The 12,741-nt window shown below is 38.9% G+C and carries 22 protein-coding genes; all 22 read left to right on the plus strand.

What is annotated here, in order from left to right; translation table 11 throughout:
- Positions 1–34: 34 nt before the first annotated feature.
- Complete coding sequence (locus tag BN8899_RS01550) at positions 35–580, plus strand: hypothetical protein (protein WP_065218040.1); 546 nt, start codon at positions 35–37, stop codon at positions 578–580.
- Between the two features lie 2 nt (positions 581–582).
- The gene (locus BN8899_RS01555; RefSeq protein ID WP_065218041.1) at positions 583–783 is read left to right on the plus strand and encodes a hypothetical protein; all 201 of its coding nucleotides are present in this window, start codon (positions 583–585) and stop codon (positions 781–783) included.
- 3 nt (positions 784–786) lie between these two features.
- Positions 787–1,005, plus strand: a complete 219-nt coding sequence (locus tag BN8899_RS01560; RefSeq protein ID WP_231932236.1) for a hypothetical protein — start codon at positions 787–789, stop codon at positions 1,003–1,005.
- A gap of 6 nt (positions 1,006–1,011) precedes the next feature.
- Positions 1,012–1,173: a hypothetical protein gene (locus BN8899_RS20605; protein WP_157237421.1), complete on the plus strand. Its 162-nt coding sequence runs from the start codon at positions 1,012–1,014 to the stop codon at positions 1,171–1,173.
- A 2-nt stretch (positions 1,174–1,175) separates the two neighbouring features.
- The gene (locus BN8899_RS01565) at positions 1,176–1,358 is read left to right on the plus strand and encodes a hypothetical protein (protein ID WP_065218042.1); all 183 of its coding nucleotides are present in this window, start codon (positions 1,176–1,178) and stop codon (positions 1,356–1,358) included.
- A gap of 1 nt (position 1,359) precedes the next feature.
- Entirely contained in the window at positions 1,360–2,382 is a 1,023-nt protein-coding gene (locus BN8899_RS01570) for a hypothetical protein (RefSeq protein ID WP_065218043.1), read from the plus strand.
- Positions 2,294–2,830 (plus strand): hypothetical protein, encoded by a 537-nt coding sequence (locus tag BN8899_RS01575; RefSeq protein ID WP_148375223.1) that lies wholly within the window; start codon positions 2,294–2,296, stop codon positions 2,828–2,830. Before BN8899_RS01570 ends, BN8899_RS01575 begins: the two co-directional genes overlap by 89 nt.
- A gap of 3 nt (positions 2,831–2,833) precedes the next feature.
- Positions 2,834–3,061 carry a hypothetical protein gene (locus tag BN8899_RS01580; RefSeq protein WP_065218045.1) on the plus strand — a complete coding sequence of 76 codons (228 nt, stop codon included), beginning with the start codon at positions 2,834–2,836 and terminating at the stop codon, positions 3,059–3,061.
- Between the two features lie 15 nt (positions 3,062–3,076).
- Complete coding sequence (locus BN8899_RS01585; protein WP_065218046.1) at positions 3,077–5,275, plus strand: DNA cytosine methyltransferase; 2,199 nt, start codon at positions 3,077–3,079, stop codon at positions 5,273–5,275.
- Between the two features lie 4 nt (positions 5,276–5,279).
- The gene (locus BN8899_RS01590) at positions 5,280–6,086 is read left to right on the plus strand and encodes a phosphoadenosine phosphosulfate reductase family protein (RefSeq protein ID WP_065218047.1); all 807 of its coding nucleotides are present in this window, start codon (positions 5,280–5,282) and stop codon (positions 6,084–6,086) included.
- A gap of 102 nt (positions 6,087–6,188) precedes the next feature.
- Positions 6,189–6,752: an ASCH domain-containing protein gene (locus BN8899_RS01595; RefSeq protein ID WP_065218048.1), complete on the plus strand. Its 564-nt coding sequence runs from the start codon at positions 6,189–6,191 to the stop codon at positions 6,750–6,752.
- 93 nt (positions 6,753–6,845) lie between these two features.
- Positions 6,846–7,085: a hypothetical protein gene (locus tag BN8899_RS01600; RefSeq protein ID WP_065218049.1), complete on the plus strand. Its 240-nt coding sequence runs from the start codon at positions 6,846–6,848 to the stop codon at positions 7,083–7,085.
- 78 nt (positions 7,086–7,163) lie between these two features.
- Positions 7,164–7,970, plus strand: coding sequence for a hypothetical protein (locus tag BN8899_RS01605; protein ID WP_065218050.1), 807 nt, complete (start codon positions 7,164–7,166; stop codon positions 7,968–7,970).
- Positions 7,971–8,231: 261 nt separating this feature from the next.
- Positions 8,232–8,897, plus strand: a complete 666-nt coding sequence (locus BN8899_RS01610; protein WP_065218051.1) for a Rha family transcriptional regulator — start codon at positions 8,232–8,234, stop codon at positions 8,895–8,897.
- A gap of 13 nt (positions 8,898–8,910) precedes the next feature.
- A complete protein-coding gene (locus BN8899_RS20915; RefSeq protein ID WP_065218052.1) occupies positions 8,911–9,693 on the plus strand; it encodes a phage antirepressor KilAC domain-containing protein in 783 nt (260 codons plus the stop codon).
- Positions 9,694–9,742: 49 nt separating this feature from the next.
- The gene (locus tag BN8899_RS01620) at positions 9,743–10,099 is read left to right on the plus strand and encodes a hypothetical protein (RefSeq protein ID WP_065218053.1); all 357 of its coding nucleotides are present in this window, start codon (positions 9,743–9,745) and stop codon (positions 10,097–10,099) included.
- Positions 10,100–10,101: 2 nt separating this feature from the next.
- Entirely contained in the window at positions 10,102–10,374 is a 273-nt protein-coding gene (locus BN8899_RS01625; RefSeq protein WP_065218054.1) for a hypothetical protein, read from the plus strand.
- Between the two features lie 2 nt (positions 10,375–10,376).
- Positions 10,377–10,649, plus strand: a complete 273-nt coding sequence (locus BN8899_RS01630; RefSeq protein WP_065218055.1) for a hypothetical protein — start codon at positions 10,377–10,379, stop codon at positions 10,647–10,649.
- A gap of 1 nt (position 10,650) precedes the next feature.
- The gene (locus BN8899_RS01635) at positions 10,651–10,860 is read left to right on the plus strand and encodes a hypothetical protein (protein WP_065218056.1); all 210 of its coding nucleotides are present in this window, start codon (positions 10,651–10,653) and stop codon (positions 10,858–10,860) included.
- A 25-nt stretch (positions 10,861–10,885) separates the two neighbouring features.
- A complete protein-coding gene (locus tag BN8899_RS01640) occupies positions 10,886–11,086 on the plus strand; it encodes a hypothetical protein (protein WP_148375225.1) in 201 nt (66 codons plus the stop codon).
- A 94-nt stretch (positions 11,087–11,180) separates the two neighbouring features.
- Positions 11,181–11,423, plus strand: coding sequence for a hypothetical protein (locus BN8899_RS20610; protein WP_148375227.1), 243 nt, complete (start codon positions 11,181–11,183; stop codon positions 11,421–11,423).
- Between the two features lie 445 nt (positions 11,424–11,868).
- Positions 11,869–12,672 carry an NYN domain-containing protein gene (locus tag BN8899_RS01650; RefSeq protein WP_082986864.1) on the plus strand — a complete coding sequence of 268 codons (804 nt, stop codon included), beginning with the start codon at positions 11,869–11,871 and terminating at the stop codon, positions 12,670–12,672.
- Positions 12,673–12,741: the final 69 nt, after the last annotated feature.

Below are 12,741 nucleotides of genomic sequence, written 5' to 3' on the forward strand. Positions count from 1 at the left end.
TAGTATAACATTAAACCATAAAAAATAAACAACTATGGAACTACAAGACCGAGTAACCGTGGTATTAACTCAATACGGTGCAAACGTGCTAAACAAGCAAAACAAGGAGTATAACGATAAATTTCACAAGGCGGAAATCCTCAAAACTAATTATGTTGCCGGGGATTTTTTAAGTGATCATTTATTCTGTATCATCGACACTTTCAAGGATCACTTCCACATAGTAACGAAGGCTTGTTTTACGAATATAATTCCCGAGATAAAAGGTATAGATGTGGACATGTTACGTTTCTGGGAACACATAAATAGCGATAATGTCAAGGAAGAGGAAGATGGACGTTCGGAGTTATTCGCTAAAAAAGGAGAGTTTAGATTTAATGGCTTTTTATTCGCTCTCGATAATTTCAGTTGCCCTATAATATCTACAGATCACATGATTGTCAAGCTGGATAAGCGTGAAGAATTCGTTAGTATCGAGTCTTATGATGTATTATCTAGGGCATACGATTCCGCCATGGACGAGATAACGAAACTAAGGGCCAAGCTGGCGGGAATACAGGAATTGATTAAAGACAAGTAGCGATGAGCAAGAGTTATAAAACAGTCATCGACCGGATCATGGTTGATAACAGGTGGAAGCATCCGAGATTCATCAGGTCGGGAGACTGGACGATAATAGGTATCAGGGAGAGATATTTCTCTCCCACCGAGTACGAGATCATTTTCTGTTTCTTCGGATACGATATTAGAGTGTGGCTAAAGAAAGAATTTTTAAACAGGTAATACATGAAAGAATCTATCGAAAGACGCATCTACCGGGAGAAGTGCAAACACTTCCTTCCCATGTCCGAGATGTGTTGCATGAAGAGCCACGGGGCAAACGGGTGGCATATATCTATCGGGTGTGATGGGAAATGTCCCCGGATGAATCGTTATGATAGAAAACAAGAGAAAAGTAAAATAGCGGGAAGCGTTATTTTAGAAAATGGCAAAAAAGTAAAATAAGAAGACATGAAAGTAAAGATAACAAGAGTCGTTCTCGTGATGGAGGACGGCAGTAAAACAACGATCAAGCCAAATAAAATCGTTGAAGACGTGGAAGCTTATAGAGCTTTACAAAAGGAGGCTAACAATGCCTCTAAGGTTTTGTTTGTGATAGAAGAAATCGAATAGCTATGGCAAACACATATTTGAAAATAGAAGGCGAAACTTCGGCTTTAGAAGTTGGAGTTGATGAAGGATATTTAAAAATATCTATGAAGGACAACGATAATCAAACTATTACCTCTATACTTCTCGACTATAAAGAAATTGAAGACCTACTGGAATTTATCGAGAAGAAGAAAAAAGAATTGTGATATGCGTGACCAAGGATTTATAAAATTAAGCAGAAAGTTTTTTGAAAACGCCCTCTGGAAAGAACCCCGTCAGTATTCCCGTTCCGAAGCCTGGATAGATTTAATTCAAATGGCAGGATTTGAAGACTCGAAATATATACTGAACAACCGGGCGATAGAAGTCCAAAGAGGAGAGATAGTTGCTAGTCGTAGATTCTTGGAAAATAGGTGGTTATGGGGAAGTACAAAGGTTACTAACTTTTTAGATTTCTTAAAGAAAGAAGGCATGATAAACCAGCGACAAACCAACGGACAAACCATAATAACGCTTTGTAATTACGACACTTACAATACAAGGCAAACCAGTGATGATGTGGAAAACAAACCACCGACAAACCACCGACAAACCAGAGACAAACCACCGACAAACCAAAATAAAGAATATAAAGAAAGTAAAGAAGGAAAAGAAAGTAAAGAAAAAAGTAATTATTTATCTCCTAACGGAGATATTCCCCAGGGGGAACTTGAATTTCCTATCGATGAAAATTTTGAATCTCCCATAAAACATGAAGGAGAAAAAGAAAAAAGTTCCGCGAAAAAAGAAAAAGAATCCGAAAGAGAGCTAGTGAGCAAAGTCGTGAATTACTATCACGAGAAATGTCCCGCCCTTGCCCCGGTGAAGACGATAACGGATAAACGCGTATCTACCGTAATGGCAAGAATTCGGCAGTATGGCAAAGAAAAAGTTGCCGAGATGATAGAGAAAGCCGGATTATCTAATTTTCTCTCGGGGGACAACCAAAGGGGATGGATAGCAGATTTTGACTGGATTTTTAAACCGACAAATTTCGTGAAAGTGTATGAAGGAAAATATGACAACAGAAATCGAACTAGCAAGGAATTACCTGCAAGCGGTCGAGAAGGAGTCGTCGGAAACGGGAATAATCCCCGCCGGAATGATGCCGAAAACAAGAGAGCAGAGCGTGATGCTCTTGGCGAGATTGCCCGACAGGTACTTCACCGCACTATGCCCGAGGGATTTTGACGATACATTGGCAAGCGTAACTCCAACTTTAGCGAGTTTCAAGAAATTTACCGACGAAGCCGCTTTAAAATCCATGTTCTATCTAATCGTGAAAGATGTACTTGATTTCTTCTCGGTTGGCAAGACAATTGGGGCGATGCAATTGCTAGGGACAATCCAACTAATTATCGACGATTTTTATTACTTGAACATTGACGACTTTAAACTTTGCTTCAATAACGCCAAACGAGGCGTTTACGGCAAGATTTACGACAGGGTGGATGGGAATATCATTTACGGGTGGATCTCTCAATACGCACAAGATAAACATTGTTATTGCGAGTCTATTGACGACCGCCTAAAAATGACAGACACGAGCGAACGAATTTCCTCTAGAAGCAAAAATGAAGACCGGATGTATCGAATTTCAGAGATTCAACACAAGTATGGAAAAAATGTAACAAAGTAATTTATGCATTTAATCGACAATTATGACTTTGCCAGCCCCAAAAACAAGGCTGACATGGACAAGAACACCCTTAAACAAAAGGGTATAACCTCTCCCAAACTCGGGAAATACAGGGTAAAGAAAGGGAATGCTATATTCTTCTTTAAAACCAGAGAAAGAATGGAGAATAGCGTTATACACACGGATAAGTTTAAAAACAGGGGAATGGATAAATGCTTCCCGGGAGAATAATTTAAAACAAACAACATGATACACGCTTCTTTATGCACCGGGATCGGTGCCTGCGAACTCGCTGCCACTTGGATGGGGTGGGAGAATGCCTTCTCTTGCGAAATAGACGAGTTCTGCAACAAAGTATTAAGTTATCATTACCCTAACACTACACATTATGGAAACATATTCGAGCAAGATTTTAGAGAATGGAGAGGAAAAATCGACGTCCTCACGGCAGGGTTTCCGTGTTTCGTGGCGGGAACACCAGTACTGACTAGAAAAGGATTCTTGCCTATTGAAGACGTTCAAGTTGGCGATGAAGTACTCACGACAGATAGAACATATCATCCAGTAGAATGTACTATGAAACATGATGCAGATGAAATAATTTATCTACGTGCCCAAGGAATGTTCAAAGAACTAAAATGTACACCAAATCATCCATTTTATGTTCGAACAAGAAAAGGAAGAAAATTCATGCTTCCTGAATATATACATGCTTCTGATTTAAAAAAGGGAGATAAAATAGGATATCCAATACATGAAGGTGATGATACTTCCTTCACTCCAGCTTTTTGGGAATTAGTAGGCACGTGGATAGCCGATGGGTGGTGTGATAACAATAAACGTTCTGGTAGAAAAAATAGTTATAATCACAAAACCATAATATGTTGTGGGAAACATAATATCACAAGACTTCATCATGTTATTCAAAGATCAGGGTATAAATATACCTTAACAGAAGATAAGTCTATTTACAAGGCTATAATCTGTGATGAATGGCTTTGTGATTTCTTAAATGATTTCGGGAAATACGCTCACGGGAAACACCTATCTCCACAATGTTTTATTCTTGATAATGCGAGAAAGAAGTCATTGCTTAAAGGATGGTTTGCGGATGGTTATGTTTGTCAAAATGGTAGTATAAAAATAACGACTGTAAGCGAGAAATTATCCTTAGATATGGCTCAAATAGCAAGAGATGTTTACCATTGTCCAGTAAGTATAAGTAAAAAAACATCAAAACGTACTTGCATAATAGATGGAAGGGTTGTTAATGAACGTCCTCAATTTTGCATTACAATATCTCGTAGTGATAGATATGGTTTCTATGAGAATGGATTTGTTTGGTGTAATGTAAAGAGCATCAGAAAAGAAAAAGAAAGTAATGCCGTTTATAATTTAGCAGTAAATGAAGAACACTCATACAATGTTTACGGAATCGCAGTCCATAACTGCCAGCCATTTAGCTACGCAGGAAAGCGAAATGGAGCGGAAGATGACCGCTACCTCTGGAACGAGGTGTTTCGTGTCATCGAAGAGGTTAGACCCACTTGGTTTATTGGTGAAAACGTTGCTGGAATCCTCTCGATGGTTCTCTCCGGCGAGGAGACTAAAGTGGGAAGTTACACGGACGTTTGCGGAGAGAATTACACGTTTTACGAGAAACGACAACGATACGTCATCGATCAAATCAGAATCGACCTCGCGTCAATCGGATATTCAGTCCAGCCAGTTGTTATACCGGCTTGTGCCGTCGGAGCGCCCCACAGGAGAGACCGGGTGTGGTTTCTGGCAAGAAGGGATGATGTTACCGACACCGGTGGCGCAGGATTACAGGAGACGGGGACCCAACAGCGAGCAACAGGGGTTGCCGGAGATGGCATACAAGGAATTACTACCAACCCCTCAGAATCGGGATTTCAAGAACGGGTCAACGATGGAAAGCGAGAGGTGGCAGAGGAAACGAGAACAAGGGTGGACGATGGACTTGAACGACTTGGCGGAAAGCAAATTACTACCTACTCCCAACGCGTCGGAAGCGACAAAATACACGAACACTTACAACCCGAACAGCCAAATGGGGCAATCGTTGACGGCATTAGCGGTGAACGGGATGCTACCGACACCGACATCAAGAGATTACCAGCCATCAGTTTCCCCAACGGCATTGAAAAGGAAGAACGGCGCAATGAGGACGGATGCCCTATGCAATATACCTGTGATGATAGGGAAACACGCGAAACAAACAGGTGGCAAAACTTCCCAACTCAATCCCCTGTTTGTGACAGAGATGATGGGATTTTCCTTGGATTATCTGGTATCACCTTTTCAAGATGGCGACAAGAAAGCATAAAGGCTCTCGGGAATTCCATGGTTCCGCAAGTAGTTTACGAGATATTTTTAGCAATAGAACAAGTAGAAGAAACATTAACGAAGAAAACAATATAAAGCAATGGAAGGACACGTGAAGCGTAGTATAGATCTGATTTGTAGTCTTGAAACAGACAAAATATATAACTTGGGTTTCTCTGGGGGGAAGGATAGTGTTGTTCTTCTTGATATAGCGAAGAAATCCGGGGTAAAATTTGAGGCTGTTTACTCTAACACAACGATAGATCCTCCCGGAACAATCCCGTTTATCCGGGAGAATTACCCGGAAGTCAAGATCGTGAACCCGAAAGAGTCGTTTTTACAACTTGTGGCGAGAAAAGGTTTTCCATCCCGGCAACGAAGATTCTGTTGCGAGGTCTTGAAAGAGAGTTACGGCATAGGGAAAAGGAACCTGGAAGGGATGCGCAGGGATGAATCTAACAATAGGTCAGATTACGAACCGGAGCAATGTGATAGCAGGAAAAGCATGAAGGGTGCTTGTCACGTGCTGCCCCTTGTATTTTGGACGGAAAGGCAAATTTGGGAATACATTCACAAGCATAACCTTCCTTATATGAAGTATTACGATCCGCCTTACAACTTCACCCGTCATGGCTGTGTCGGATGTCCTCTCGCGACGAAACAACAAATGAGAATCGAGTTTAAAACGTTCCCCCGGTACGCGATAAACCTCATGAAAGCTATAAAAAAGTTCATGGAAACGCACCCTGAAACATTTTGGGGGAAGAATTTTGATAATGAACAAGAGGCGTTTTATTACTACATCAACGACTTGTCTTTACAGGATTTCAAGTTCATGAAAACGGCATCCATGTTCAAGAATGATTTCAGGAGGATGGTAAACAATTATCTAGGAATTAATGAATAAAAGCTGAAAAATGGATACAAAACTAACAATAGATGAAATAGAACTCGCCATCGTGAATAGCGGTCTATTTAAGTATATAGAACAATTGAATAAATATGAATCATGAAAAAGATACTTTTTAACGACAAATTTGGTCTTACAAAGGCTGTATTAGAAGGTCGAAAAACAATGACAAGAAGGATTATCCCTCGTCGTTTACTTGCTTCATATCAATTTAAATCTAATGTTACTCCGGGATATGAGAAGGATTTTTTTCTTAAACATTCCCCGTACAAGATAGGCGAAATTATCGCTATCGCCCAATCTTATAATTCGTTTTATGACGAAACATACAATCCAACATTATTCCCTCCCGGTAAAGGATGGGATAATAAAATGTTTGTGAAAGCTAGTCTGATGCCGCATGCTATCGAGATTACGGACGTGAGAGTGGAGAGGTTACAAGACATTACGAGCGAAGATTGCTTAAGAGAAGGAATCGAAAAATTTGATGTTTTTGGAACGCCATCGTCATATATATTCTCTGATGCCAAAAACAATATATATCCAAAAGGTTGGTGCACTGAACCAAAAGAAGCTTTCGCATTGCTTATAGACAAGGTTTCCGGGAAAGGCACGTGGGATTCTAACCCGTGGGTGTTCGCGTACACGTTTGAATTAAAATAATTGACGTTATAACCTGCTCCCGACATTCGTGTCGGTAGCAAAGTAAAAGTGGTTGATCACAAGGATTATTTGTTTAAAAAATGCTGTAAAAATATGGAAATTAAAGATGTAATATTAAAAAGATACATCCCATCTGATGGGATGGCGTTAAAGATAACACGAGATTGTTTCGGGTGTAATGGAATTTGTAAAGATGTATCGTATTCTAGTAGACCTGTTATCGCGTACGAGGATGATCCATCGTTTTCCGTCGAAGAGGTTCCGGTACAGGAATACGAGAAGTGGGTAAAAGAAAAAGGTTGTCGCGTGAGTGTTGGATCTTTGATTCAGTAGATACGAAAAAATAATGTGGTGAAATTTGAAATTACGGATAATAGTTGTATGTTTGGAATATTGTTAAAACGTCGGATCATGGAACAATATAATGATAACTCACAACTTGCATTGAGAATTCATATCAAGAATTCAGAACCTATTCAAGTGTCTGACTTCACGTCATCCATGAATGCCATCGGATCATACTTTTCTAGTTTTGCCCAAAAGAACGGTATGTCTAAGGAGTTATCTAACGCTAAGTTGTGCGTTAGCAAGATAACCGAAGGATCTATTGATATTCATCTCGTTGAACTAGTTTCACTCTCCATGATCCCGTTCGTGGAAAATTTCAATTTGATCATGGAGTTCGCTAAAAACTTGAAAAGCGTGTATGATTATTTCACTTCATCTTCGGGAGAAAAACCCGATTTAGCGACTAAAGAATTGCAGGATTTGCACGACATACTATCTATTCCAGCGAAAGATAGAGAGGGGAATATGGAAATTCAAGTGATAAAAGGTGATGTTAGTAATGTCGTGTACAAGGGATGCACGTTTAATTACATAAGTAGCAACGGAACACAGAATTTGATCGATAAAGAAATCGAAGCTGTAAAAACAGTGTCCGAACAAGACGAGATCCACACGAATCAACTCATGACGATGTATCAAATACGTGGCATCAATAGTAATTCAGGAAATAAAGGGATAATAGAATCGTTAAACAAAAAGGCGTTAAACCTCTTGTTTGAATCTGATGGCATCAAGGATCAAATAATAAATTCAAAAAATAATCCACTAAAGAAAGTGTTTGCTGTTGATGTCGTTGTACAGAACATGAATAACAAACCATTTGCCTATAAAATTGTGAAGTTGTTGGATGTTTTTGATATAGAAGACTAACCATTCCATATTTATAACTTTAGAATCAAGGCGAGTAAACTCTACTCGCTTTTTTCGTGGAATTTGTTTTATCCGGTTTTATTCGTACTTTTGCGATGCTACAATCACATATGGCGTCGCAAGAGTACGATCGCTTTAGAGACGAGAGAAAATATAACAACTCCCGTAATCAGTTCATATGTCTCTATGATGTATGTGGTTGTAGCAAACTTTGATTACGTGGAGTTGTTTTTTGTTTAATTCATCTAATGCTACAACCAGATGAAACAATTAGAATTATTCCCCGTTTCCGCTAACGGGCTTGTAACGGTCAGTAATGACCAAGTCGTAACAACCTCTTTGAAAATAGCGGAAGTTTTCGAGAAAAGACACTGCGAAGTTTTAAGGGCTATTCGGAATAACGAATGTAGTGACGTTTTTCAAGAACGCAATTTTGCGTTTTCGTTCTATCACAGGCAATTACTAAATGGAGGTTATAAAAAAGAACCGATGTACTACTTAACCCGTGACGGTTTCACTTTCCTTGCGATGGGTTTCACAGGGAAAGTGGCTGCAAAGTTCAAGGAAGCCTACATTAACGCATTTAATGAAATGGAGGAAAGATTAAGAGGTGCGACGATTAAAGAGGAAGATATTGCCACGTATCTCCGTTCGCTCTGCGAGGACATGGATTCGAGAATGAAAGGACACGAGAAACAACTCCAGAAGCAATACGGCAGCACACCGAACCCCGGGATGCTATCACCGGCGTTGTTCTGCACGGGTTCGTTGAAAAGCCAGCTGGATTACATATTCAAGGCTCTGAACAACGATATTCTTGCCGGTCAATTCGCCTGGGCGAAGCTTGAAAAGGTAGAGAGGGAGAACAAGGAGATGAAACGAGAGCTTGCGAAAGTGGCGAGCAAATTATTGAATTATTATTACTAACGATAAATTAATCATGGAAAATAAAATCTACAATTACAACGGGACGGATATAACATTCCTTTCCGGTAACGGTGACGTTATGGTCAACGCCACCGAAATGGCAAAAACGTTTGGCAAACAACCAAGCGATTGGACTAAAACAAAATCATCACAAGAATTTATCGATTCATTATCAGCCGTTCGGAATATTCTCCGAACGGATTTGATGAGAGTTATTCAAGGTGGAAGTATGCAAGGCACATGGATGCACGAGGATGTCGCCATGGAATTTGCCAGATGGCTAAGTCCAACTTTTGCGATATGGTGCAATGACCGGATAAAAGAACTTCTTAAATACGGCATGACCGCCACCCAACCCACCTTGGAAGCAATGGTTAATAACCCGGATCTCGTGATAGGATTGGCGCAAAAACTAAAAGAGGAACGTGAACATAAAGCCAAGTTGCAAGCGGAGAATGACAAGTTAAGGCCGAAAGCAGAGCTGATGGACAAGGTGATGGACTCGGATCAGAAAATCGACGTCGGGCAAGCCGCTAAAATCCTTCAATTACCGTTCGGGAGAAACACTCTCTTTCAAAAATTGCGAGAGAAAGGTGTTTTTTTCTCCAATAGAAACGAACCGAAGCAAGAATACATTAAACGTGGCTATTTCGAGCTAAAAGAGAAATGGATTGATCGGGATAATCATGACGGCTTTATGGTTGTAAAAGTATTGGTAACACAAAAAGGACTTGATTTTATCGCGAAGTTGTTCGAGATCGTTAAACATACCAAGCAGCTAGCAAAAATAATGTAATAATCTGGTCACCTTATTTGTAAGGTGACCAAAATAAAATAGAAGAATTATGACAAGAGAAGAATTGAAACAAGAAGTACAGAAATGGGTTAATGGCGCAGATAGGTATCAGATGAACCTTCAATCGCACTTAGATTACGCTACAAACGAAATCATGAAACTCGTTGAAAAATACATCGAAGATCATCACACCAATAATACACGTTCGATGTATGAAGTTACATTCGAGTACAAGCAAGATAGTCCAAGTGGAGGTAATTTCCCACACACGGGATGGAAAAAAGAGATTAAATTATTCGATGCTGCTACTGCACAAGAATTACAAGGACAAATAGATTTATTCTTGCGAGATAACCATTGCGGCTATAGAAAGCACAACAAAGTTATTAATATTAAAAAATTATAATCATGAAAGCAAGAATAATTAGCACGGGAGAGATCGTTGAAGTAGGATATATCGCTGGGTGGAGGGATGATCGTTCGGTTTATAACGCAAGTTCAAGTGATATAGAGATTATTGATGATAATGTTGATAAAGCAATTGACTGGGAGCAACGTAGGTACGAGATAGCGAAAGACGTTCTTACCGCCTGTGTTGATCCATTTCATTATATTGACAAAGATGTAAGTCGAGCGATTCAATGCGCTGACGAACTAATCAAACAACTTAAATCTAAATAATTATGGGAGTAGAGAAAAATATAAGCATGGATAAATTCCCCAAACAACATCTACCCGAAGATTCTGTTATGGGTGGTATAGGTAGAATCGTGAATGTTTGTTTTAACTACGATTCGGCAAAGAGAATACGTGGTGTAATAATTAGAGATGACAAAGAATATCCAGGTGTTACTATTATTAGACTAGTTGACGGAAGAATTGTTTTGTCTAGTGAATGCCACACAGATGAAGTAAATGAAAAGGTAACTCGTAGTTTTACATTTAAAAACAAATAATATGGAAGAGTATAAAGTAGGCGAAGTGTTCCAGTTTGGAAGGATTAAACTGAGATGCGTGGAAGTTTCAGGCAATAGTTGCACTGGATGTTTTTTACGTGATTTAATTGATTGTGAATCGTGTGTTGGAGAATGTTTTTGTGCGAAAAGATCAGACCACAAGAACGTGGTATTTGTTGAAGTAACAGAAGAAGACAATGGCAAAATTTAAATAATAAATAATACAAAAAAACGATATGAGTACAGCTTGCGTGCAGGATATATACAAGTGCGCCACATGTAAATCGGCAGCGGACGAACACGGGAGAGGATGCAAGTATGGATTATTATTCCCCTTGCTTCTAGTTATAACGGAACAGTCTAATTGCAAGAATTATGAATTTGACATGGAAAAGGCAAGGCTGCAACTGAAAAAACTAGAAGAATTTAAAACATAAATAAAAGTAATATTAAAAATGAAAGATACGCAATTTATAGTAAAAGCGTTGTTTTTTTGTCGTTAATTGCTTCGCTATTGCCTTCATCTGCACCGTGGTTACAAGGTGGATACAACGGATCGAGGAGTTAATTAGCGTCGCCAATAAGTCAATCGACGCCTCGGCGAAAAGATTGGACAGCGTCTATGTGAACCAGTTGTTATTATTGCAGCAAATGTACGCCGCGAATGAACAATACGAGGAAGCGGCAAAGGTCAAGAGATTAGTGGAAATAGAACTTAAACTACAAAAAGAACGTTTAAATGAAAAGAGTGTACAAGATCGGAACCAAGGGTAGCGTGATAACCCTATACCGGAGGAGATTTAAACTCTTCTGGCTCCCCGTCGAATCCAAGAACTTTTACTATTCAGAACACAGGATAAAAATAATATGGGATTGGGTAGTAAAATACGGGAAGGATAATTTTATCTCGGACAAGTGTTATTAAAATGGAAAGTAAAAAAATAGGGAATTCCGATTTTCTCAATAAACTGAAATTAGATGTCGAGTGTTGCAAGGATAACTCTCGAACGGTAGGGGCATTCCTTCTCGGGAGTGCCCTTTTTTATATAGAATTGAAACAAATAAAACGAAAATATCGTAAAATAAAGAAGAATTCTTGCAAGATTTAATCCTGGAATTTATATTTGCGACATAATTACGCTCTTGGCTTCGCATATCTCAAATCAATTTGATTCTAATAACGAGGATGCCGACCCAAGAGCCTCGTTTTTTATAGCTTATGGAAAAGAAAAACTCGAACAAAACAGACAATTCAACAAATTTTAATATTCCAGTTAAAATAGCCGTATTGATAGATGGGGGATTTTTCATTAAAAGATACAATTCTCTTTACAATAAAGAAAAATCAAAAACCGCAGAGGAAGTTGCTGACGATATATACACGTTAGCTCATTCTCATGTCGGAAAAGAAAATTATTTATACCGTATTTTTTTCTATGATTGCCTCCCGTTTGAAAAAAGAGTTCACAACCCGATATCCAAAAAATGTATTGTTTTCGAGAAAACGCCAGAAGCGATTTTCAGGAATCAAATATTTGAATTTTTAAAACAGAAAAGGAAAGTAGCCCTTAGATTAGGATACCTGAAAGATTCAGGTAATTGGCTAATCAGACCAAGTAAAGTAAAGGAACTCCTATCTAAAAATATTGTAATTGACGATTTGTCCGAGGATGATGTTTATTATGATTTAAGACAAAAAAGCATAGACATGAAAATAGGTGTCGATATAGCTTCGTTGTCTTTAAAACATTTTGTAGACAGGATTGTGCTTATTTCTGGTGATGCTGATTTTGTTCCAGCTGCAAAACTCGCAAGAAGAGAGGGGATAGATTTTATTTTAGACCCGATGATGGCGCATGTGGATAATTCCTTGTTCGAGCATATAGACGGAATGAAGTCGCCTAAATTTTGTAGAAAAGCGGATTCTAGCACAGGAAGTATAACAGATGGAAAGACAGATAGCCCTAAACCCTCGGGTAAAATCAAGCGGAAAACAATAAAAAAAGTGCCTAGAAATAAATAACTAGCATTTTATTTATTACTTTTGCATATAATAATGTAACTATTATACACCTAAGGAGAGAAGCCTTAG

Origin of the sequence: Butyricimonas sp. Marseille-P2440 (assembly GCF_900091675.1) — a bacterium.
Lineage (GTDB): Bacteria > Bacteroidota > Bacteroidia > Bacteroidales > Marinifilaceae > Butyricimonas > Butyricimonas synergistica.

What these genes read in the sequence shown, in the direction of transcription:
- BN8899_RS01575 (WP_148375223.1), top strand. Translation starts at nt 2,294, where the DNA reads ATGATGCCGAAAACAAGAGAGCAGAGCGTGATGCTCTTGGCGAGATTG.
- BN8899_RS01625 (WP_065218054.1), top strand. Translation starts at nt 10,102, where the DNA reads ATGAAAGCAAGAATAATTAGCACGGGAGAGATCGTTGAAGTAGGATAT.
- BN8899_RS01560 (WP_231932236.1), top strand. Translation starts at nt 787, where the DNA reads ATGAAAGAATCTATCGAAAGACGCATCTACCGGGAGAAGTGCAAACAC.
- BN8899_RS01605 (WP_065218050.1), top strand. Translation starts at nt 7,164, where the DNA reads ATGGAACAATATAATGATAACTCACAACTTGCATTGAGAATTCATATC.
- BN8899_RS01555 (WP_065218041.1), top strand. Translation starts at nt 583, where the DNA reads ATGAGCAAGAGTTATAAAACAGTCATCGACCGGATCATGGTTGATAAC.
- BN8899_RS20915 (WP_065218052.1), top strand. Translation starts at nt 8,911, where the DNA reads ATGGAAAATAAAATCTACAATTACAACGGGACGGATATAACATTCCTT.
- BN8899_RS01585 (WP_065218046.1), top strand. Translation starts at nt 3,077, where the DNA reads ATGATACACGCTTCTTTATGCACCGGGATCGGTGCCTGCGAACTCGCT.
- BN8899_RS01640 (WP_148375225.1), top strand. Translation starts at nt 10,886, where the DNA reads ATGAGTACAGCTTGCGTGCAGGATATATACAAGTGCGCCACATGTAAA.
- BN8899_RS01550 (WP_065218040.1), top strand. Translation starts at nt 35, where the DNA reads ATGGAACTACAAGACCGAGTAACCGTGGTATTAACTCAATACGGTGCA.
- BN8899_RS01565 (WP_065218042.1), top strand. Translation starts at nt 1,176, where the DNA reads ATGGCAAACACATATTTGAAAATAGAAGGCGAAACTTCGGCTTTAGAA.
- BN8899_RS01635 (WP_065218056.1), top strand. Translation starts at nt 10,651, where the DNA reads ATGGAAGAGTATAAAGTAGGCGAAGTGTTCCAGTTTGGAAGGATTAAA.
- BN8899_RS20605 (WP_157237421.1), top strand. Translation starts at nt 1,012, where the DNA reads ATGAAAGTAAAGATAACAAGAGTCGTTCTCGTGATGGAGGACGGCAGT.
- BN8899_RS01600 (WP_065218049.1), top strand. Translation starts at nt 6,846, where the DNA reads ATGGAAATTAAAGATGTAATATTAAAAAGATACATCCCATCTGATGGG.
- BN8899_RS01650 (WP_082986864.1), top strand. Translation starts at nt 11,869, where the DNA reads ATGGAAAAGAAAAACTCGAACAAAACAGACAATTCAACAAATTTTAAT.
- BN8899_RS01630 (WP_065218055.1), top strand. Translation starts at nt 10,377, where the DNA reads ATGGGAGTAGAGAAAAATATAAGCATGGATAAATTCCCCAAACAACAT.
- BN8899_RS01620 (WP_065218053.1), top strand. Translation starts at nt 9,743, where the DNA reads ATGACAAGAGAAGAATTGAAACAAGAAGTACAGAAATGGGTTAATGGC.
- BN8899_RS01570 (WP_065218043.1), top strand. Translation starts at nt 1,360, where the DNA reads ATGCGTGACCAAGGATTTATAAAATTAAGCAGAAAGTTTTTTGAAAAC.
- BN8899_RS01580 (WP_065218045.1), top strand. Translation starts at nt 2,834, where the DNA reads ATGCATTTAATCGACAATTATGACTTTGCCAGCCCCAAAAACAAGGCT.
- BN8899_RS01590 (WP_065218047.1), top strand. Translation starts at nt 5,280, where the DNA reads ATGGAAGGACACGTGAAGCGTAGTATAGATCTGATTTGTAGTCTTGAA.
- BN8899_RS01595 (WP_065218048.1), top strand. Translation starts at nt 6,189, where the DNA reads ATGAAAAAGATACTTTTTAACGACAAATTTGGTCTTACAAAGGCTGTA.
- BN8899_RS01610 (WP_065218051.1), top strand. Translation starts at nt 8,232, where the DNA reads ATGAAACAATTAGAATTATTCCCCGTTTCCGCTAACGGGCTTGTAACG.